The organism is Segatella hominis, assembly GCF_019249725.2.
Lineage (GTDB): Bacteria > Bacteroidota > Bacteroidia > Bacteroidales > Bacteroidaceae > Prevotella.
In genome coordinates, this window is the sequence record NZ_CP137560.1 from 143,761 (window position 1) to 164,388 (window position 20,628).

A 20,628-nucleotide genomic window follows, 5' to 3' on the forward strand; every position below is an offset into this window, starting at 1 on the left:
CATGGGACTATTCAAGAAGATAAAAGACATATTCAGCAACGACAAAGGCAAGGAGACAAACACGCAAGAGAAAGTTTCCTTGCCTTCTTCTATAAATGTACCTCAACAGTCCATCAAGCAGCCTTTGGTAATGCCTGGTGTTACAGAGGTTATAAAGGCAAGGTCATATCTGAAAGCAAATGACACAGAACAGACTAAATGCCAATACGAGAGTGCGGTTCAAAAAGGATATTCATTGAACCTTGAACCCTATAATTGGCTACTTCGCCATTATACAAGCAAAGAACAATGGAGCGATGCCAAGCGTGTTCTATTGCTTGTCCCTGCAAAATTCAGCCAAGATGCGCTTGTTGTCGAATTTAGGGAAGTAATAAGGCAACGAGAAGACAAACTACCCAAACAAGCCAATCTCCACAGAAACATTACCACCAAAGATACATTGGCAAACCGATACAAAAGTTTGATTGCTCAACTGCCCGAATTTGATTTCTATACAAATGGAAACGACACATTGTTTTCAGAAGACGTTCCAGTGTGCCATCAGATAGAAGATATAATCAGCCATATAGAGAATGAACTACGCAAGGCAAAGGTTGCCGAAAAAAGCAAGGATTACATCACTGCAACCAATATCTATGAAGAGCTGATTGCCAATGGCTATTGGAAGCCAGAGCCTTACAACCGTCTGCTTTATATCTATGATAAGGCAGGGCTTACAAATGGTATAAAGGAGTTGCTTATTCTTGCAATAAGTTTCTTTGAAAATCAGCAAAAGAAACAGAAACAGGAATTGTTACGCCTTGCCGACAAGTACAAAAGCAGAGCCTATGCAGAGGCGAAAATAAATCAAGGAAAGACAGTGGCATATTTCGATGGTTTCTTTGAAATATACATGCCTTTCCCTGATATTGATGTCTGGAAGCGAATACTCGCTGATACTACCGCTTAATGCCCGAACTCTTTTTGGGATAGTGTTTGCTGTGGGCGAATCTCATGCAGCGTCTGGCAAAGCTGAAAATATCCTCGTCCTTATCCCTCCAAGGCAATTCCGAATTGGAGCCACCGCCACCTCCCGACTGCGTGATGCTTGTTGCCCCATTGATGCCCTCAATGAACATCTTGACGGCTGTGCCAAGTACATCTTTGAAACGCATATCGCACATATCTTCAATAATGGTGTTCTCTGCCATTTTCTTGGCTTCGGGTACATTGGCGCAAATTCTACTGCTCATCGTCAGCAGTTCTTGAAAACTGCCTGCAAGGATAGAGGCTTGGGCGTATGTTTGCAATGTCCGTGAAGTCTGCTCCTGCACGACACGCAAAGTTTCAGCCTCAGACTTCTGCGCCCTTGTCATGGCTCTGAACTCGGCAAGGGCTTCATCGGCTGCACTCAGTTTTTCTCGTTTGTCCGTCAGTTTGAACTCCAAGGTGGACAACTGACTTTTGAGCCGTTCCAGTTCTTTTGACAACTCGGAATGTTCGCCATTCTGTTGTTCCAACAATTTCTCAACCTCATGAATTTTATTCTCCACCTCGGACTTCTGGTGAGTGAGGTTTTCTATCATCGTTTTCAGACCTTTAACGGCATTCTCCTTTCTGCGAATGTCAAGTTCCAGTTTGCCATTTGCGATTTCCAACTCACGGCTTTCGGCTTGGAGTTGTCTATACCATTCGTCACGAGGGACATGCTGGGCATTGGTAGCCGAAACTGATTCGCCACGTACCAAGCCCCACTTTTTGTTGACCTCTGCCAAGTAGTCGTGGATAGCATCCAGTTTGTTTGCGTCACCACCAAAAGTATCTCGGTATTTGATACGCATCTTCTGTTTCTTTTCATCGTACATAATTGGCGTGACAAGGCAATGGATATGCGGTGAAGACTCGTCAAGATGAACGGAAAAGTCTATGATGTTGTCTTCGCCCCATGCATCGGCAACAGCCTTGTAGATGTCCTTTGCCCACAATTCTATCTCCGCTTTGCGCTTGACATGACTGTTGTCTGCGCCTTTCGCTCGCTCCACATTTTGGTCTCCGAAAGCCATTTCTCGCATTCTGTCGGCATCGCCCGAAAATATCATGTTGCAGGCAATGCGATATTTGGGCGTTTCAAGCCCTTTGTTAGGGTCTTCCGCACCAGTGACTTCCAAACGGTCTTGAAACCGCTCCAAAATGGGCTTAGAAGAGCCGAGAGGTACAATCTTACCGCCCTTGACTATCTCAAAGTTGAGATGCGCACGGCTCTTGTCGTAGTTAAACTTCTTGTTGGAGGCTTTTGCTTCCCATTGGGATTCCGTCCAACGCCTCTGATGTTCGTTATCTTCACCTGCCGAAAACGACTTGACGGCTTGTTGGTGAAACACTTGGTATTCTGGCATAATGTTATTTCTAAGATGGGGTAATGAAATTTATAAAACGAGCTTGCTCTGGTGTCCTCCTAAGGGCTTGCCCGATGGAGCATAATTCGGTTGGTGATAACCATACCGAGGATTATGTTCCCCATCTACATTATGCGTACATATAGGCAAGCCTCTTCTGTTGTGTACCATCACTGCTCTAAAACGGTTTTGATGAAGTCTTGGCATTGCGTTCTTACTGGCAAACTGACATCATGAAGGCAAATGCCAAGACTAAAAATGAATGAACGGTAGGTTACATTTCACGTTGCTCGTGGAATTGCTCCATATCTTCCGCCAACAACTGCTCTCTCACATCATCAGGGATTTCTTCCAAGGAATGGATTTGCTCCATTTCCGAAGGAGTGATTTCTGATGAATCGGAAGAAGGCAAAGGCAAAGTTGAAGAAGTCGGATCTGAAACAGACTTGTTCGGGTTCTGTTCCGACTTCGCTTTGCCGTTGTCTCGCTTATAAAGGGCATTGGCTGTATAAACCGTTTCACCCTCATGCTTCCACGCTGCTATGCACCTCATATCCATAATGGTGGTAAGGCAATCAGTTTTTATTGTTACGATACCCAACTGTTCCAACTGTTTCAAGAAGCGGATAACTGTCTTTCGGTTGCAGTTCCATTCCTTTGAAAGTTCAAGGGCAGATACACAAGTTTGTCCTTGCATTAGTGGTTTGGATATGCCACGCTTGGTATAGGTGGTATCGGCAGTTGCCGTGTGGTGAAGCAGTCTGCGGAAACATTGTATTCTGTTGATGCCTCCCTCGTTGCTACTGAGAAAATTCAGTTGTTCGTCCGTCAATGACAAATAGTAAGTGACAGGGCGAGTTTTGTCTATCTCTTTTCTTTCCATGTCCGAATGGTTTATAAATGGTGAATGACTGAAAGGACAACAAATCATCGGTGAAGACCATGCTGTTGCCGTGGCATATCCTCACTGACAATCTTCATGAGTTTTCTATCCAAGCGTTGAAGTTCATCTTTGTTAAGACTGTTTATTGCCTCTATGCTTACTCGTAATGCAACGGCACGTCTTCCATACAAAATGGCTTGTTCGTCATTGTCTATGGCATGGTTTGCACCAGTTGCTTCAATGTAATCATTGACGGCATCCCTCATGGATAGTTCACGAAGTCCTGTCTTAGCCCAGAGGACAGACAGTTTGACTGCCTGTTCCTTCTTGGCTTCAAATTCTGTTGTCCTCATGACTACTTGACACTTAAATTTTTCAAGATACGGTTGGCTTCTTCTGAAACCTGCGCCTTTGACGCAATCGCATTTCTGCGAATCCATGTCAAGAGTTCCGCTTTCTCGAAATACACCATCTTGCCATTCGGCTTGTAATAAGGAATGGTCTGCTCATGGGTCATCTTGTAGAGCGAACTTTTTGTCACTCCCATAAATCGGGCAGCTTCTTCCAAAGTCAGCACTTCCTTACCTGCTGACAGGGTATTTTCAAGCACTTCTACTCGCTTGGCGAGTTTTAGGTTCTCCAGCATGAGCGCTTGAACATCTGGAGTTACACTTTGATTGGTTCGTGATTCCATAATCTGTTGATGTTTTAATTTGACTATTTCATCATGACCATTGTTTGTGATTGCAAGTTGAAAGTGGTGCAAAGGTATGTAAGATATTTCTCATTCTGTTAGAAATGCTTGGTCAATGACGAAATCTTAAGCTATATTATAATAATGAAGTTATTTCATACTCTAAATCATACTTGGATGAAATAAAGTGAGGACAAAATCAAACTTAGAAACGATAGTAAGAATACAAGAGAAACGCTGTTTTTGGAACTTGGTTGTCAAATCCTCAAAACAGCCATAAAATGCAGAAATGGTGCTTGGGCTGTAATTTTATAGTTGCAAATACGCAATTATCTCTTTTTATTTGGAAATTTTTGTTGCACGTTTGTTACGTGGAGGTGTTTTGTGAAATAGCAACACTGATAATCAGCGAGTTACATAGCGAAATAATCCCACGAAGTAAAGCATTGCACCATAGAAATGAACCGTCAAATACCTAGTAAGCCACTTAGCCCAGGCTCCCTCCCATTTTGGAAGGACAGAAAAAGCCCATTGGATAGGGCCAAAGATAGTGAGCATACCCAACAATATCTGCTGACAGAAGATGGTACTCCACCATCCTACACGATAAATGACGAGAGCAAAGAACATCACTATCTTATCCAGTCCTATGATAAGACCTGCAAAAACGGAACGGTCAGCGGCCTCCTGCACCATGGCTTCTCCTTCTTGCTTACTCTCGATGTCTTCCACTTGCATGGAGGCATCTTGAACGATTTCACTTAGAATCAATTCCTTGGCAACCTCTTGCTTGGGTGCTATTTTTCGATAGAGTGAGTCACGTTTCTGTACCAGCGGCATCAACTCATTATATTTCTCACTCACCTGTATGGCCTCCGCCTCATATAGGTCATGTGTATAGGAACCTATGCAGTTAGGTATAAATGCGAGGGCATCCAAGATGCTTCCATTATTGTTGGTAGAAGAAGGATACCAGAAGCACATAACCAGTGCGATACCCATCACTTTCATGATTTTGATCACGTCAATGGGTTCCCCTTTGACAAGCATCTTGTAACACATGCCACCAGCCACAAGAATGGAGAAAAGTGCTCCAAGAGCCATGCACATCTGCAAAATCCACCAATTATCCCAAGCGGGTCTAACCATCGGAAATGAAAGGATAGTAAAGTGATGTAATATCGCTGATTTACAGTCTATTAGGAATGAAAGCCGGTTTTGGATTGGTTCGTTATTCTTTCCTAAATTAGCGGATTGTTTACCCACTTTTGTCTCGTTTTTGTCCCTCGTTGTATTATCTTTGTATCGCAAGTTAAATGCTTGATAATCAGTGATAAAAGAATATATTAACATCAGAAAAGAAAGGAAATAAAATGGGACGAAAGAAGAAGGAAATCCGTTTGAAGGAGCCAGTGCGCATCCGAGAAAAGAAGATAGCTGGTGGCAACATCAGCCTCTATCTTGACATTTACCAAAAGGGATTGAGAAAGAAAGAGACGTTGAAACTCTATCTTGTGCCAGAAATCAACGCTGCTACCAAGTTGCAAAACGCCAATACAAGAAAGTTGGCAGAGCAAATCAAGGCGCAGCGCATTCTTGACATCCAGAGAGAGGGTCTTGTGGATTGGGACAAGGTGAAGAAGTCACGCATGACACTTACCAAGTGGATGGATGACTTTGTGAAGTACAATGCCGAGTTGTCTGAGTCTTCCATGAAGACAAAGCGCAACACTCATGCTCGCATTGACCAATACCTATTACATATAGGCAAGCCAGAGTTTCTGTTGAAAGACGTGGACAAGGAGTTTTGCAAAGGCTTCATTACTTTTTTGAAGACTTGCACCTACAATGATGGAAAGAAACAACTCAGCACCACCACTTGCCGTATGTTCGTCAACTATTTCGGCTCGTCATTGGCAAAGGCAGTAAGGGACGGACTGATTGAGCAAAATCCATTCTTGCTGTTGGAGGCAAAGGAGAAGCCACAGAAGCGAGTGGCTGAGCGTGAGTTTCTGACGATAGAGGAAATAAAGAAGGTGATGAACACACCATGCCGTTATGAACTGGTGAAGAAAGCCTTTCTATTCTCCTGTTTCACCGGTCTGCGATATAGCGACATGAAAGCCTTGAACTGGAGTGAAATCCACAAGGCTGCTGACGGCAAGACAGAATACATTGACCATATCCAAGTCAAGACCAAGGATAGAGTAACCATCCCCTTGTCGGAAGAAACAAAGAAGTGGATGCCTAAAAGAGAAGAAGGCATAGACAACATCTTCCACAACTTGACAATCACATCTACAACTGTAGAAGTGGTGCTGAAAGAATGGATGGAGGCAGCAGGAATAACCAAGCATATAACCTACCATTGCTCACGACATACAGCGGCTACGATGCTCCTGACTCTTGGTGCAAGTATCTATGTAGTAAGCAAGATACTTGGACACAAGAGCATCAAGATGACGGAGATTTACGCGAAGATAGTTGACAAGAAGAAGTTGGAAACCGTGAACCTCGTGAACGGAATGTTTGACCAAATACCAGTAATACAATGAAGATAGAAATCAAGGAACGTAAGCTGACGGAAGGCAAAAGAGCCTTATATCTGGAATACTACGAGACTGGCTTCCGCAAGAGAGAAAACCTGCACCTCTATCTCTTGCCCGATGATGCCGTTGGTGCTGCAAAGCACAATCGGCTTACATACAACAAGGCTATGGAGATACGAGCAGAGCGCATCCTCACCCCTCCTGTATTGGAGAAAGAGAATGCCAAAAGCGAAGAACAAGGCAACGGCTTGACTTGGCTGCAATGGTGCGATGACTATATCAAATGGTCTGTTGATTGTGGCAACTGCAAGAAGATGATAGGTCATAAGAATGTTGTCCGTAAGCGTATAGCCACTTATCTGCGAAGAGTAGATAAGAAAGAAATCCTGCTGAAAGATGTCAGTAAAGATGAAATTTGCGGTCTTTTTGATTATATGCGCAACAAGTATCGCAACAAACGCCAAATCAAGACCAACGGAGGACGGTTGGCTGATTACACATTACTGTTGTTTGAGGAAACTGTCAAAGCGATATTTAATAAGGCTATGCGTGAAGGACTTGTAAAATTCAATCCTGTACACAGTCTAAACAAGTTGGAACGCTTCCATGCTCCTGACAAACACAGAGAGTATCTTACGCCCGAAGAACTCACACGTTTCCTGGCGGTGGAAGCTGAATGCGAGAATGAACGAACCGTACAACTCGCATTTGGCTTATCATCCATGACAGCCCTTCGCCTTGGCGATATGCAGCATCTGAGGTGGTGTGATATTAAAATGATAGATGGCGTACCGACAATCAGCATCATACAGCGAAAGACAAAGCGTCCTGCCATTATTCCGCTCAATGAAATGGCGCAATCGTTGTTGCCACCTCGGGCGGATGACAATCCGGAAAGTCTTGTGTTTCACCTTGTCAAGAAGTCAGACAACGTATCTAAATACGTAAGAAGACTTAAAGAAAAGGCTGGCATAGAAAAGGATTTGACCTACCATTGCTCACGGCATACGACAGCATCGTTGGCTATCTCAGCAGGAGCAGACATATCAGCAGTGAAGGATGTTTTGGGACATGGAAGCATCACTTCAACCGAAGTTTATGCAAAAGTGGCTCTTGAAAAGAAGATAGGGGCGGTCAATCTGTTTAATGGCGTGTTTGATTGAGACATACAGCAGGGAGCGAACAATGGGGAAGTCTTACTTCTTCCCTTTTGTTGGTAAATTGCCGTCAGGCTGTATTCAAAAAACGCTTGTGTTCAAATAAATCTGCAAGACTTATCTGGGCACAGGCTTTTTCATGTTCTATTTAATCTTTGATAAAGATGACAACAGGGGTAATATACGCTCGTGTCTCCAGTATTGGTGACAGACAGAGCACGGAAAGACAGATCAAGGACTTGTCGGAGTATGCAAAATATAAGGGTATAGAAGTCCGCAAGGTCTTTGAGGAACACATTTCTGGCGCAAAGAAGAATGATGAGCGTCCAGTGTTGTGTGAAGCAATGGAATACTGCAAGGCAAACCGCATTGGAATCCTACTTGTCAGTGAACTGTCAAGATTGGGGCGTAATGCGTTTGAGGTGCTTGCCTCTGTCAAGGAACTCATAGACTGTGGCATTAACCTCTACATACAAAAGGAACAGCTTACATTATTGGACGAAGAAGGACATCCGTCCCTCTTTGCCCCGATAATGATAGCCACGCTTTCGACCTGTGCGCAATTGGAACGTGACAATATCTCATTCCGATTGCAGTCAGGAAGGAAGCAGTATATAGAGAAAGGTGGAAAACTCGGACGCAAGATAGGCTCTGTAAAAACGGAAGAACAGATGAAAGCCGAATATAGGGAAGTAATAAGTCTGCTTCGCAAGGGATATTCAATTCGGGATGTGGCGAAGTTGAGTGGTAAAGGGGTAAGTACCGTACAACGAGTTAAGCGATTAATAAAAGTACAATCATCGCAATAATACTATTGATTTTACGTTCTTTTCAAAGAAAGGGGTTGTGCAATAGTGGCTTAAAGGCTAAAAGCACTACCTTTGTATACAATAATAAGTAACAACACGTTTAAGGTCACAAATTGTGATCTCAAAAATAAAGATAGAAATATGGCAGATAATATAGAACATCAAGATAAAGGAGAACTGGTCGCAAATTGTGACCAGTTACAAAATGATGAAGTCGTAGTTACCACTCCTGTAGAAAGTCGAATAATGTCTATTCGTGGAAAGCAGATTATGATAGACAGAGACTTGGCTGAACTTTATGGAGTGGAAACTAAAAGATTAAACGAGGCTGTAAAACGTAATATAGAACGTTTCCCTGAGCGTTTCCGTTTTCAACTGATTAAGGAGGAAATGGCTGAACTGGTCGCAAATTGCGACCGGTTCAATAGTTTGAAGCACTCAACAGTTCGTTCATATGCTTTCACGGAGCAGGGAGTGGCTATGCTCTCCACTGTTCTTAGAAGTGAAACCGCAATTCGTGTAAGCATACGAATTATGGATGCATTTGTTGCAATGAGACGCTTCATGGTGACAAATGCAGAAGTTTTCCAACGTCTTTCAACAATGGAGTACCATCAACTGGAAATGCAGCAACATCAGCAAGAAACAGACAAACGCATAGACGAGGTGTTTCGCAGATTGGACGAGGGCAACGCAAAGCCGAAGCAGGGTGTGTTCTACAATGGGCAAGTTTATGATGCCTATACTTTCGTGTCCGACTTGATTAAGAGTGCGAAGAAACGTATTGTCCTTATCGACAACTATGTTGACGAGACTGTACTGACATTGCTCGATAAAAGAGATAATAACGTGTCTGCAATCATCTACACTCAGCAGATAAGCCGTCAGTTACAACTTGACATAGACCGTCATAATGCTCAATATGCACCGATTGATGTTGAAACATTCCGTTTATCACATGACCGCTTCCTTTGTATAGACGATGATGTGTATCATATAGGAGCATCCATAAAGGACTTGGGCAAAAAGTGGTTTGGCTTCTCAAAGATGGAGATTCTTACACCAGATGAATTGGTGGAACGAATCAACAAAGAGTAATCAATACGCAATATTTCAAGAATATAAACATTAAAAATTACGAATTATGAAAAGCAATTTAGATATACTATTAATGAAACGGATAGTATTTTTATTTTCCATTGTTCTCATGCTTTGCTCATGCAAATCATTTGAAGACCACAGCAACGAAAAGGCAGTGGGTACTTACAAGAATGGGTATATCCTCAATCTAAACAAGGAGATTGTTGCGACATATAGAAATGGATATGTCTTTAGTGAAAAGGCGTTAGGAACTCCTAATGATTATGGTTTGGGGTTGGAACAAGACATATATACAACAGGAAAAATAGATACCCTAATGCTGAAATCAAAATATTTTGATTTCAAGCGTAAAGTGTTTGTATATTTGCCTCCTTTCTATCCTTATTTTGATGCAAATGACTTTGATGTGGTTTATACAACTGATGCACAAACAATGGAACAGTTTTTCATGACTTGTGCATGGCCTTTGTTTCAGAATAAGTATAAGTGGTTTATTGTTGTTGGTATATGCAGTCCACAGACAGAAACGTATAGTCGCCAAGATGATTTCTTGCCAAACGATAGCGCTACCATCAAGAGCTACGATGGACATGGAGGACATTCTGAGAAATTGATGAATTTTGTTAAGTATGAGTTGATACCTTATATCCATAGTCATTATAGGACTACAGAACGAAGCTTAGGTGTTGGGCATTCTTTGGGGGCTTCTTTTATGATGCAATGTCTCATGAATGGTAATCCATTTACAGATTATTTTTTTCTTTCTCCAAATTTGACTTTTGGCAATGATAAGTTGATGCTTGCCTCGCAATTTTGCAATTATAAATTTGATGTAAACAAGCGATGCTATCTCTTTTTCAGCGATGCGGGAGAAGAAAGACTGTCTCATGGGTGGAGAGCATGGAAACCTGCACGAGAAATGGTTTATCATTATCTTGACACCCAACAACTACCGAGCAACATTGTATGGAAAAGGAAATCATATTTGAATTATAACCATCTCACCTCATTCCCTATGGCTCTTCATGATGCCTATCAAGGGTATTTTGATTATATTGACTCTATCAAATCTTTGGCTCCAAACGATACGACTACGCTTTCAAAACAAGTATATCGTAAGCATATTGAGATTGTGGTAAAAGATGCCAAGCAAGAAGTTTATATCACAGGAAACCAAAAGTCCTTAGGTATGTGGAATCCAGGCTTGATTAAGCTAAAACATATTAATGACTCTATCCGCGCCATAGATGTTGATTTGCATTTGCCAGCATTATTTAAGTTTACTCTTGGAAGTTGGAAATACGAAGCAGGCTTTGAAAATTCCTATTATGGAGATAATCTTGAAATAAATAATACTGAGCGGAAGAACTATCGTTATATATTGACTGAGTGGATGAACATAGAAGATGATGAAAATCAATAATTATTAGTTTACTTCACCTATAGATTTGGTAGAACGAATCAATAGAGGATAATACTTACGAAAATTTCAAGAAAAAGAACTTAATACATAAATATAAAGTAAGCAATGAAAAGGATTTGGATTTTTCTGATGGCGATGCTCTGCATCGTTTCTTTTACAGGTTGTGATAAGACTGAGGAACCTAACGGACCGGTTATTGACTATGACAATCTGTTCGATAGAACTTATTCTATTAACGACGATGGCTGCTGTGTGCTCGAAAGTTGCGAGCCCACAAGAGCTACAGTTATTGAGGATGAGGTAAAGGGATATGGATGGAAAGTCATTGGCATATATGAAGTTCAGAATGACGGCAGGCTTTCACAGAAAGATTATCGCGAAACAGTTTGTGGTGGAGGATATGAAGATTACTGGTTTGAGTCAGACAGTCGGCTTGTCGTTTTCCACCATAGTGACATCCCAGGCAAATTCTATAATAAGACAACGTGGCGCTACGATGCTACAAAGGGTTTCATCATGCGTGGCACAGAAAGCGAAAGTTTGCAAAACCGCTATATGCAAGTGCTGGCTTTGACCACTCTCCAAGGAAAGAAATTCTATATGTACACCATGCAAAATATTGGTGTCAAATTCGACGAACACGGTAATCAGAAACCTTTTTATTGCATGGTTGTCTATCAACGCATGACCGACAATGAACTTGCCAAAATGAAGAAAGCATACGATTATGATGCAAACTTTGATTTTACCGGTGCCGTTCCTGACGACTGCAAGTTCCGTGTAAGTGCAAGATACTACAATCCCGACGATTTTGAAGAAGGTACCAACGGAAGTGTCATCGTCGCTTTTGGAAATGTAGAATTCTCACTGACCGACCATCTCGGCACGGCAATGCTTCCAAACCCAGCATTGGAATATTTCGACTCCATCGTTTGGAGAGCCAACGACAGAATTGTTCCAGACAGATATGTCATACACCGCAACAATCAGAGCAAGGCGCAGACTGTCCTGACATGGACTACCCGTTTCTTCTATACGAACCCAAACCTGACCACATACTTTGAGGGTTACAAGAAAGGTCGCATCGTCTATACATACACGATGCACCACGACATCTACTTCGACAAATTCTTGTGCTTCGATTGGGGAAAGTTTTCGATGAGCAAGCCAAGAGAGTTTACTGCTACATGTTTGCTTGACAAAAGCCGGAGTTTCACCGTTTACGAACCAAGGACATACAACAATGATATGAACAAGGTGTATGCCGAACTGCGCTACAATTCCGAAGAAAAAGGCAAGGGCAACGATATTGCCATCCTGGAAAAGGAAATCAGTGAACTGACGGAACTTATGATTAACCATTATGGCAAGGGAACCGAAGTGGGTAAGCAGGTAGAGCATTACCGCACCTTATTCAAGGCTCTTCCTGAAAAAGCGCATATTATTACATACTGGGCAACTGCTGATACAAGAATTGCACTTGTTTTCAATCGCGACGATGCTGACTCCAAGAATGATTACTATTACGTTCATGCAGAACCAGTTCAACAATAACAAAGCAATCCATTCACAACTGGAGGTTTAATCCGCAAAATAGTTGATGGAACGAATCGCTATAGTATAGTGGTGAATTACATTATTAATACGGAACTATAAATCAAAATAATATGAGAATAAAAAAAATATTGCCTTTTATACTATTGGTATTCTTATTTATTTCATGTGAAAAAGAAGACTTTGAAATAGAAACCAATAATCAAAGAACAGTTTTTATGTATCTCCCATGGTCAACAAATCTGACAAGTTATTTTTATAATAACATTTCTGATATGGAAGAAGCTATACAAGAAAAAGGATTAGAGAATGAAAGAATTATAGTGTTTTTATCTACAAGCCCTTCTGAATCGGAGATGTTTGAAATAACTTTAAATAACGGTTCGTGTAAAAGGACTATCTTAAAAGAATATGTAAATCCTTCTTTTACCACAGAAGCTGGTTTGACAGAGATTCTCGGAGATATGAAAACATTTGCTCCTGCTGAAAGTTATTCAATGATTATCGGTTGTCACGGCATGGGCTGGCTTCCTGTTGTACAAAGCCGTAGCAAAGCGAAGGAAGATTTTGTTTATCATTGGGATTTTGAGAATGTTCCTATGACACGTTTTTTTGGCGGATTAACAGCAGAATACCAAACAAACATAAGCACTCTTGCTCAAAGCTTATCTAATAACGGATTGTCAATGGAGTATATTCTATTTGATGATTGCTATATGTCATCGTTGGAAGTTGCCTATGAGTTACGCCATGTAACCAACTATATGATTGCCTGTCCAACAGAAGTGATGGTCTTTGGTATGCCATATTCCACAATAGGCAAATATCTCTTATCAGAAAAACCAGATTACAAAGCTATATGTGAGTCATTTTATCAGTTTTATTCTAACTATCAATATCCTTATGGAACGTTGGCTGTAACAGACTGCTCTTACTTGGATGAGTTGGCAGAACTAATGAAATATATTCACTCTAATTATTCTTTTGATAGTACACAAGCTATAAATATTCAACGTATGGATGGCTACTCCCCTGTGATATTCTATGATTTCGGAGATTATGTACAGACTTTATGTGGTACAGACACAGAAATATATAATAATTTTAAAACACTATTGGAGAAAGTTATCCCTTACAAAACTCATACCAAAGAATTCTACACGGCATCAAGAGGTCCTATTACAGTTGAAAGATATTCAGGAATAACAACCTCTGAACCAAGTACAAATAGCAAGATGGTAGATTACCCAAAAACATCATGGTGCATTGACACACATTAAATTATCACTCTGAACCAAGTTGTGATATAGTCCAAAATCTCCAACGAAGTAACTATCCGTGGGGGGCTTGACCCTTGCACATATAAAAAGCAAAAAGAAAGCGTTATCGGAGTATTACACAAAAAACAGCTGGCTATTACATAATGAAACAACATACTTGACTGATTGGTACGCTTCTCCTACCATGCGGACAAATCCCGGTAACAAAATGACAAAGCGGACAATGTTCTTAACATGCCAACTTGTAAATGGGATGAATGATTTTCGTTTTTCGCAAGTTGATTTTATAAAATTGCTGCCAACAGTTCGTACTTTCGGAAAAAGATGTTATATTTGCAAATGAAAGAGTTATTTGACAGCATAGCAACGCAAAACGCTGAAATTCGCACAGTTGCCAAATCGTTACCTCTATTTCTCAAATAATTCGCTAATAGTTTATTTCTCAATCGGTTAAGTCAAACCGATAAAAATCTAAAATAAACTGTGTCAGGCTATAAAAGTTATAGTTAGACACGGTTTATTTACATTTCTATCCTTTCCTTTGCAGAGTATAATTCTTCCCATCCTCAGCTTACTTGTCTATGTATGATGCAACAAAATATACAATCGAAATGACCGTATAAAGGAAACACGGCAAGAATATCCAAAGCAAAGTCTTTACCCAACCGTTTGACAACCACACACCTTCATTCCTTGACATCATATTAGACATATCATAGAAATGGCGAGTGAGGATTTCTTTGTTTTTCTTTCGGTGGTCTTCAAGAAGTTTGGACTCGTTTTCAATGAGTTTCTTCCTGTTGTTGATTGCCTGTTCCATATCGGCATCATCAATCTTTGCTTTGACAGTTATGTCTTTTACTTTGCCGATGTAGGCTTCAATAGCTTTGGTGACAGTATTCGCTTTATCTGAGGCTTCACTCAATTTGTCTTTTGCTTCATGCATGGAAGCAGTAGCCATTTCAACGCCACTTTTTGCCAAAGTCAAACTATTGCCAGCATCCTTGTAGGCTTGAAGTTGTTGGTCAAACTTGTCCGAGGTCTTGTCCGTTTCGATATTCTTGTCTATCGTGTTCTCGAAAGATCCGAAATCCATATCTGAGATTTTACTTTTACCTATTGGCATAATATCAGTGCTGTTGGTTGAACATTCGGTTATCTGCCATACCCTTGCTTCTTGCGAGGTCTGCACAGTCGATTAGCCATCATAGCGCAACGATACGCCCAAGACAGTTCATCCTCGTCCTTGTCACGTCCCCAACCTGAGGTAGCACCACCTCCGCCACCGCCAGACTGGGCGGCAATGGTTGTGGCAGCATCAATGTATTCAGCAAAGAGAAGAATGGCGGTCTTCTGCACATCACCTATCTTGGCAAATACATTGTCGGCATCCAAAGCTATATTCTTATCGATGATATCCAGACAATTCTGAGGAATATCAACAGGGTAATGATGAAACTCGTCCGTATAGAAGTCGAAGTGACGTATCTTTGGAGAGTTGTCCGCAGTAGGCATGGGTTTGGGTACAGTCATAATCTTTGGCTGTTGGGTATTCTTTGTTGGAGTTGAAACTGGTTTCTCCAATTCTTGATGATGCAGTTTTGCCCAAGTACCTTCAATCTTTGAGGGCATCAGACAACGACCTTTGCCAAGTTCCGAGGACTTATAAATGGAGTTACCACGCTTGATGGCATAGCCACGCATTTGTCCTTTATTGTCAGATTGTAGTTTGACATCATATCCCATTTGCGTGAGGCATTTTGTGTATAGTCCCCAATCAAAGTACGACATCTTAGCCAAAACGGAAAGGCAATCATTGGTTATCGCTTCCTTATTTTGGCGGCTCACCTCTTGTGCATCTTTCCATCCACGCTGTTGCCCAACCTTGGCGGCAGCAGCCATCGCTCGCTCATAGATATAATGGGCATCATTCACGTTGCCCCTTATGTCTATGCGGTTCGCATCAATGTGAAGGTGCATAATGCCACTCTTGCTGTCACGATGAAGCGCAACAACATATTGGCTGTCTTTGAGGTTGGTTGTCTTTGCACTCTTGCGCTTCGACTTGGCTGAAAGGTCAACAGCATCAAACTCACGGATAAAGTCATCCGCCAACCTCTGCCAGTCCTCCATTGTCCAACCTTGCGTTTCCTCCGAGGTTGGGGAAACCTCGATACGTATCATGTTCCGTTTGAGCGGATGATAACGGTTCAACTTGTCCTCAAACTTCTTCTGCAAGGCAAGCATTCTCGCCCACATTGCCGTTGGGGAAATATCATCGGGCAAGAGATTGGTCTTTACAATCTCTGCCTTGTCCTTATCTACTGAGTAACGTATGGCATTTGCGCCATGACTTATTACCTTTGCTTTTGCTATCATATATGTCGTATGTTCTATTGTGTTAAGTATTTCTCTATCTCAATCATGCGGTTCAAGATAACCTCTGCGCTTGTTCTCCATCGTTTCATGAAGATTTCGCTGCGGAGAATGTTCTCACGTTCCGTAAGCGGACGACCTTTGAGGAAACCGAACAATTTCTGTATATCGCCCCTGGCATCCGATAGGCTGTTCAAAGCCTCCATTTCTTTGTCTGTCAAGCGTTGTTTGGGGTATTTGCCCTCCAACCGCTTGCGTGCGTATGCGCTTGTGGTTAGTCCGCAAAGAGCAGCATATTCCGCTATCTCCTTATGGAGTTGCGGTGTCAGCCTTACTATCAGGCGGCTCGTGTATTTCGGAGCCTCCTTATCTATAATTCTCTTATTCATACCAAGTATTGCTTCTATAAAAGTGTGCAACCCAATGCGAGCTTGCGAGCGTTCAAGAAGTCCATTGGCATACGGACAAACGAAGTGCGTTTGTATGACATTGGTATTTCTTGCATAGCACTGCCATCAGAGTTTACGCACAAGCACGCTACGCACTGCGATTGCACCAGTTCACAGACTTGTTGTATAACGGTTCTCAAATTACCCAAGCAACAGCAATTGTGGGGCATCCTCCGCTTCCATCTGTTCTTTGAAGAATTGCCTTCTGGCTTCTGCCTCCAGTTCCATGTCAGAGACGCTTGGCGGTGGAACATCTTCCTCCTCTCCATTATTGCCATTTCCTGAAGTTAGGGAAGAAAAGGAACTGTTGGCAAGTTGTGTTGGAGAAGTACCGCCATTTTTGATGGGTGGATCCTCCTTGTTAGGGAATGCGGTTGTGGAAGTCATAGTATTAGACTTGCCGGAACAGTCTCTTTGGTTGATGGGAACATAGTGAGGATTGACATATTTCTTGCCGTCAACAATCCATGCAGAAATGCAGAGCAATGTGTGAACACTTCCTCGTCTTGTCTGTACAGAAGAAAGGATGCCCAATTTGTTCATGTGGTCAAGCATCTTGGAGACGGTTTTTCGGTCACACTTCCATAGTTTGGATAGAGCCACCTCTGACATGTTCACCTCCCATAATGCGGTTGTGGATTCCCCAACCTCATTTGATGTTTCAATCTGTCGTGTCACAATCTGAATGAGTTGATAAAGGCATGAAAGGCGATTGATGCCAGCCGTGCCACCCATCAGATAGTTTACTTGTTCATTACTCAGGATAATGCTGTTGAAAATATTACTGTTCATCGTTGTTTATTTTTGTTGTGTGAATTTTTTCTTGCTGTTATGCGGAAAACTCTCTGCCGTCAAAAGAGAAGCTATCGCCTCATGCCGAAGCCTCTCTCTGGCATATAATACTCCTTGTCGTATGCGATATGGTCAAGCACACGTTGCAGTCGGTCAAGTTGAAGACTGTCAAGCACTTGTATGGCATTGATGGTAATTTTCTGTGATGCAATTCTTCGATGCTCACAGTTTCTTTCAGACATGGTTCCGTCACCGTCAGCATAGACCGAATGAAGATAGGTATTGACTGCTTCCGTCTGTTCCTTGCTTGGGTAAGCAGCAGGAAAGCGGTCGGAAATGTAGTCTACCATATTGCTGACCGCATTAGCCAACAGAGGGTCACGTTTTTGCAGACTGTTTACAAGTTCATCTTTCGTCATGATGCTATGGTCTATTGTTCATTTCATTCAGACGGTTTGCAGCCTCCAGTCTTATCTCCTCCTCCGACATGGCTCTTGCTCCTCGTACCCAGTCAAGCAAGGCTTTCTTCTCAAAGAAGATGAGCTTGCCAGCAGGCTTGAAGTACGGCAACTGGTTAAGATGCGTCATCTTGTAGAGCGTGCTCTTGGCAATGCCGAGAAAGGCGGAAGCCTCTTCAAGGTTCAACACTTCCTTTGTCATATAGCAAAGGTTCTCCAACTTGTTCACTCTCGACTGAAGCTCCACTATCTTGCGCTCATGGTCGAGGTTCATCTTTAATGCGTTTTTTTCTGTCATAAATCTGATATTTTGTTTATTTTGTTATCGATTTCGGCTGCAAAGGTATATTGTTGCCAATGATATTCAAGCAGCCGTTATGGTTTATTAAAAGTGCTGATTTTCAATTCTTTGGTTCTATTTTACCATGCTGCAATGTGGTAGATTGGTCGGACACTCACTTGAAATTCAGCATCTTCAAATGTCTATCGTTCAAACATTCACAAAACCAAGGATTGGACAATAAGGGTGGCAAATCTTTGGTTCTATTGCCAGTTCTCGTTTTTGAAAATGTCCAACAGAGTGAAAAACAAAATTTAACACCCGATATTTGCAAGTCATACTGTTTGAGGTCAAAATCGCTTGCAATAACCACATTTGGGGTACAATGGTAGGAAAATGAGTTGTGAATGAGAGAAATAGGGATTTCCCCTCGTTTTTCAAGGGACAAATTTGTACCTTTGCAAACGAAACAGAGGTATTCCACAAGGGATATTTCGGGCAAAGTGTTCTTGACTTTATTTTTCCGTGGTTTTGTCCCGTTTTTGTCCCTCGCTGATTTTGTATCACGAGACAAAAAATTATAAATAGCTGATTTACAGCGATAAAAGTCGTGTTTTGAAGAATTGGTAACGGCAACCACCAGTAACCACCAAAACGGACCTTGGGAACCAATGAAATCAGCGTTACAAAGGAACTCGTTGGTCTGAAATACAACGTTGTCTATATCTTCCTCGAATAAATCCACGCCTATGGTTTTTGAAAGGTCCGAGATATAATCGCCCATTCCCGTCATAGTGCTACCTACAGAAGTATCTAAGAATAATGATGTAAATGCCATAATGATATTTTTCTATTTTTTAAAGTTCTAGGGTTTTTCCTTAGCAAAGCCATCCACCGCCATGGCCGCTTGCCAGCGTTTATAAGCATCCTTGGCGATGACAACATTGGAAGAAAGTCGCTCCGGGGTGACGGCTTGCTCTGATATTTTTTTACTCTTTTTCAAGGAATTCCAATAAAGCAATTGTTTGACGAGAGTCAGATTTCTTTTGACCACATCCTGATAGATGGCCAGGTACTCCTTCTTCCTCTTACCCAAGTCCTGATAGGACTCATGGGTAATCTTGATGGCGGTCTCAAAGCAATTGTAGAGATTTCTCCAAGATTGGTAGTCATTGGGGGAACCACCATAAGATACAATATTGTTGATGTTCTTGTTAAAGATCTCCATCTTACCATCGAGTTTGCTTTTCTCCAGTACCCATGAAAGGTCACTGGCACTTGACCTTGAAACAATGTTGATAGCTTCCACCTTCGCTCGCTTGGTGTAATCAGAATCCACTTTCTCTGCCAAGTCTTGCTCCAGGGTTGTGTAGCCCATGACCTCCGTGCGGTAGAGCAATTTGTTTCTTGCATTGGCATCTTTTTGGTATTTCTTATGAAATGTGTTATAATACCAGGCAGGGGATAGGCTTCCAGCACCTGTCTCCATGGTAGTGAACTGGTTCATGATGTCACGTTCATGGACATAGGTCACTTCCTGAGCACCGGCATGTAGGCTCATTGCGCACAGCAAACCTAAAATCAACTGTTTGAATTTACGTTTCATATCTTTTAATTGCTTTTTTAAAGTTTAATCTTCTTTTCTTCCTCCAATCAAACTGCCGCCACCCAGGGGAGCATGGGTAACAGACTTCTTGTCTTGCAAGCAGTTATGAGCTTCATCACCAGCAGCCAACCATCTGGTATAGGAGTCCTTGACGATCTCTTTGATGGTACGAGCCATGAATATCTCCTTTTTCCAGTACCCAAGCCTGATGGTCATATAGGTATGAATGTCCAAATAGGCATGATAGATGGTATAGTCAATATGATCCATACTCTCGTTGATGGAATTAAGAATAACCATCAAGTTGGCTGTAGAACACTCTGACTCACCTGAAATAATCAAAGATAAATCCAAGTATGACTTATAGAGATTTAAAACGGACTTCTCAACCTCCTTGACGGCTCTTTTGCTGGTGTTGACAATCAGCGTATCAGATGACCAGATGGCACCATGGGAGAGGATTTTCTCATTGTATGTATCTATGAGCTTCCAATATCCAGTGATATTATGCTTGATGCTCTCATAGGTATTTACCCCATGAAAGGCCGTGGCAGTTCCCTTGAGAATCAAGTCCACAATTTCAAAGCAACGTTTATAATTATCGAGCTTTTGTTCTATCTCCCTATAGTCCGTTATTTTTTTGGAGGTTTTCTTATGATAGGTATATGCGCCTAGTTCAGAGATGGCTCTTACTTCCAATACGGTTCTTACCGTCTTGTGGTTTTTAATCATTGCCTCCAAGCTGCCAACGTCATCCTGTGCCCAAACATGAGAAGGCAATAAGAGTAGAAGCAAGAGTGTCAGAGGGTTGACTCTTGTTTTTATGATGGAGTATTTCATAC

General features: G+C 41.8%; 21 protein-coding genes and 2 pseudogenes. 8 read left to right on the plus strand and 15 right to left on the minus strand.

All coding sequences use genetic code 11. From position 1 onward, the window contains the following. Position 1 precedes the first annotated feature (1 nt). Positions 2–949 carry a hypothetical protein gene (locus KUA50_RS16085; RefSeq protein WP_256624198.1) on the plus strand — a complete coding sequence of 316 codons (948 nt, stop codon included), beginning with the start codon at positions 2–4 and terminating at the stop codon, positions 947–949. On the opposite strand, the gene mobV is transcribed toward KUA50_RS16085, so the two are convergent. From mobV to KUA50_RS16960, 6 genes and pseudogenes are all read right to left on the minus strand, one after another. Next, complete coding sequence (mobV, locus tag KUA50_RS16090) at positions 939–2,375, minus strand: MobV family relaxase (RefSeq protein WP_218456513.1); 1,437 nt, start codon at positions 2,373–2,375, stop codon at positions 939–941. The genes KUA50_RS16085 and mobV overlap by 11 nt on opposite strands. A gap of 274 nt (positions 2,376–2,649) precedes the next feature. Next, positions 2,650–3,258, minus strand: coding sequence for a hypothetical protein (locus KUA50_RS16095; protein ID WP_106479926.1), 609 nt, complete (start codon positions 3,256–3,258; stop codon positions 2,650–2,652). 44 nt (positions 3,259–3,302) lie between these two features. Continuing rightward, positions 3,303–3,611 carry a hypothetical protein gene (locus tag KUA50_RS16100; RefSeq protein ID WP_218456514.1) on the minus strand — a complete coding sequence of 103 codons (309 nt, stop codon included), beginning with the start codon at positions 3,609–3,611 and terminating at the stop codon, positions 3,303–3,305. 2 nt (positions 3,612–3,613) lie between these two features. After that, the gene (locus tag KUA50_RS16105; RefSeq protein WP_005679991.1) at positions 3,614–3,952 is read right to left on the minus strand and encodes a helix-turn-helix domain-containing protein; all 339 of its coding nucleotides are present in this window, start codon (positions 3,950–3,952) and stop codon (positions 3,614–3,616) included. A gap of 423 nt (positions 3,953–4,375) precedes the next feature. Next, a pseudogene (locus KUA50_RS16955) lies at positions 4,376–4,624 on the minus strand (hypothetical protein); the annotation flags it as partial. 188 nt (positions 4,625–4,812) lie between these two features. Then, a pseudogene (locus KUA50_RS16960) lies at positions 4,813–5,101 on the minus strand (hypothetical protein); the annotation flags it as partial. Positions 5,102–5,325: 224 nt separating this feature from the next. Between KUA50_RS16960 and KUA50_RS16115 the strand changes: the two are divergent. From KUA50_RS16115 to KUA50_RS16145, 7 genes are all read left to right on the plus strand, one after another. Next, positions 5,326–6,507: a site-specific integrase gene (locus KUA50_RS16115; RefSeq protein ID WP_005819454.1), complete on the plus strand. Its 1,182-nt coding sequence runs from the start codon at positions 5,326–5,328 to the stop codon at positions 6,505–6,507. Continuing rightward, positions 6,504–7,664, plus strand: a complete 1,161-nt coding sequence (locus KUA50_RS16120) for a tyrosine-type recombinase/integrase (protein WP_218456515.1) — start codon at positions 6,504–6,506, stop codon at positions 7,662–7,664. The genes KUA50_RS16115 and KUA50_RS16120 overlap by 4 nt, the downstream gene beginning before the upstream one ends. A gap of 158 nt (positions 7,665–7,822) precedes the next feature. Next, entirely contained in the window at positions 7,823–8,467 is a 645-nt protein-coding gene (locus KUA50_RS16125) for a recombinase family protein (protein WP_009017611.1), read from the plus strand. Between the two features lie 141 nt (positions 8,468–8,608). Further along, a complete protein-coding gene (locus KUA50_RS16130) occupies positions 8,609–9,565 on the plus strand; it encodes an ORF6N domain-containing protein (protein ID WP_218456516.1) in 957 nt (318 codons plus the stop codon). 46 nt (positions 9,566–9,611) lie between these two features. Next, a complete protein-coding gene (locus tag KUA50_RS16135) occupies positions 9,612–10,991 on the plus strand; it encodes an alpha/beta hydrolase-fold protein (RefSeq protein ID WP_120096411.1) in 1,380 nt (459 codons plus the stop codon). Positions 10,992–11,096: 105 nt separating this feature from the next. Next, positions 11,097–12,545: a hypothetical protein gene (locus KUA50_RS16140; protein WP_218456517.1), complete on the plus strand. Its 1,449-nt coding sequence runs from the start codon at positions 11,097–11,099 to the stop codon at positions 12,543–12,545. 113 nt (positions 12,546–12,658) lie between these two features. Next, positions 12,659–13,825: a clostripain-related cysteine peptidase gene (locus KUA50_RS16145; RefSeq protein WP_009017615.1), complete on the plus strand. Its 1,167-nt coding sequence runs from the start codon at positions 12,659–12,661 to the stop codon at positions 13,823–13,825. Positions 13,826–14,396: 571 nt separating this feature from the next. On the opposite strand, the gene KUA50_RS16150 is transcribed toward KUA50_RS16145, so the two are convergent. The 9 genes from KUA50_RS16150 to KUA50_RS16190 form a co-directional block, all read right to left on the minus strand. After that, a complete protein-coding gene (locus KUA50_RS16150; RefSeq protein ID WP_256624200.1) occupies positions 14,397–14,951 on the minus strand; it encodes a hypothetical protein in 555 nt (184 codons plus the stop codon). Between the two features lie 29 nt (positions 14,952–14,980). Beyond that, a complete protein-coding gene (locus KUA50_RS16155; protein WP_218456518.1) occupies positions 14,981–16,204 on the minus strand; it encodes a relaxase/mobilization nuclease domain-containing protein in 1,224 nt (407 codons plus the stop codon). 14 nt (positions 16,205–16,218) lie between these two features. After that, complete coding sequence (locus tag KUA50_RS16160; protein ID WP_218456519.1) at positions 16,219–16,590, minus strand: plasmid mobilization protein; 372 nt, start codon at positions 16,588–16,590, stop codon at positions 16,219–16,221. Between the two features lie 201 nt (positions 16,591–16,791). Next, positions 16,792–17,442: a hypothetical protein gene (locus KUA50_RS16165; RefSeq protein WP_218456520.1), complete on the minus strand. Its 651-nt coding sequence runs from the start codon at positions 17,440–17,442 to the stop codon at positions 16,792–16,794. 71 nt (positions 17,443–17,513) lie between these two features. Next, on the minus strand, positions 17,514–17,861 hold the full coding sequence (locus KUA50_RS16170) for a hypothetical protein (protein ID WP_218456521.1): 348 nt from the start codon (positions 17,859–17,861) through the stop codon (positions 17,514–17,516). A 4-nt stretch (positions 17,862–17,865) separates the two neighbouring features. Further along, entirely contained in the window at positions 17,866–18,198 is a 333-nt protein-coding gene (locus tag KUA50_RS16175; RefSeq protein WP_004311699.1) for a helix-turn-helix domain-containing protein, read from the minus strand. Positions 18,199–18,355: 157 nt separating this feature from the next. Next, positions 18,356–19,018 (minus strand): hypothetical protein, encoded by a 663-nt coding sequence (locus KUA50_RS16180; protein ID WP_218456614.1) that lies wholly within the window; start codon positions 19,016–19,018, stop codon positions 18,356–18,358. Between the two features lie 27 nt (positions 19,019–19,045). Beyond that, a complete protein-coding gene (locus KUA50_RS16185) occupies positions 19,046–19,786 on the minus strand; it encodes a DUF5045 domain-containing protein (RefSeq protein ID WP_218456522.1) in 741 nt (246 codons plus the stop codon). 24 nt (positions 19,787–19,810) lie between these two features. Then, positions 19,811–20,626 (minus strand): hypothetical protein, encoded by an 816-nt coding sequence (locus KUA50_RS16190; protein ID WP_218456523.1) that lies wholly within the window; start codon positions 20,624–20,626, stop codon positions 19,811–19,813. Positions 20,627–20,628 lie beyond the last annotated feature (2 nt).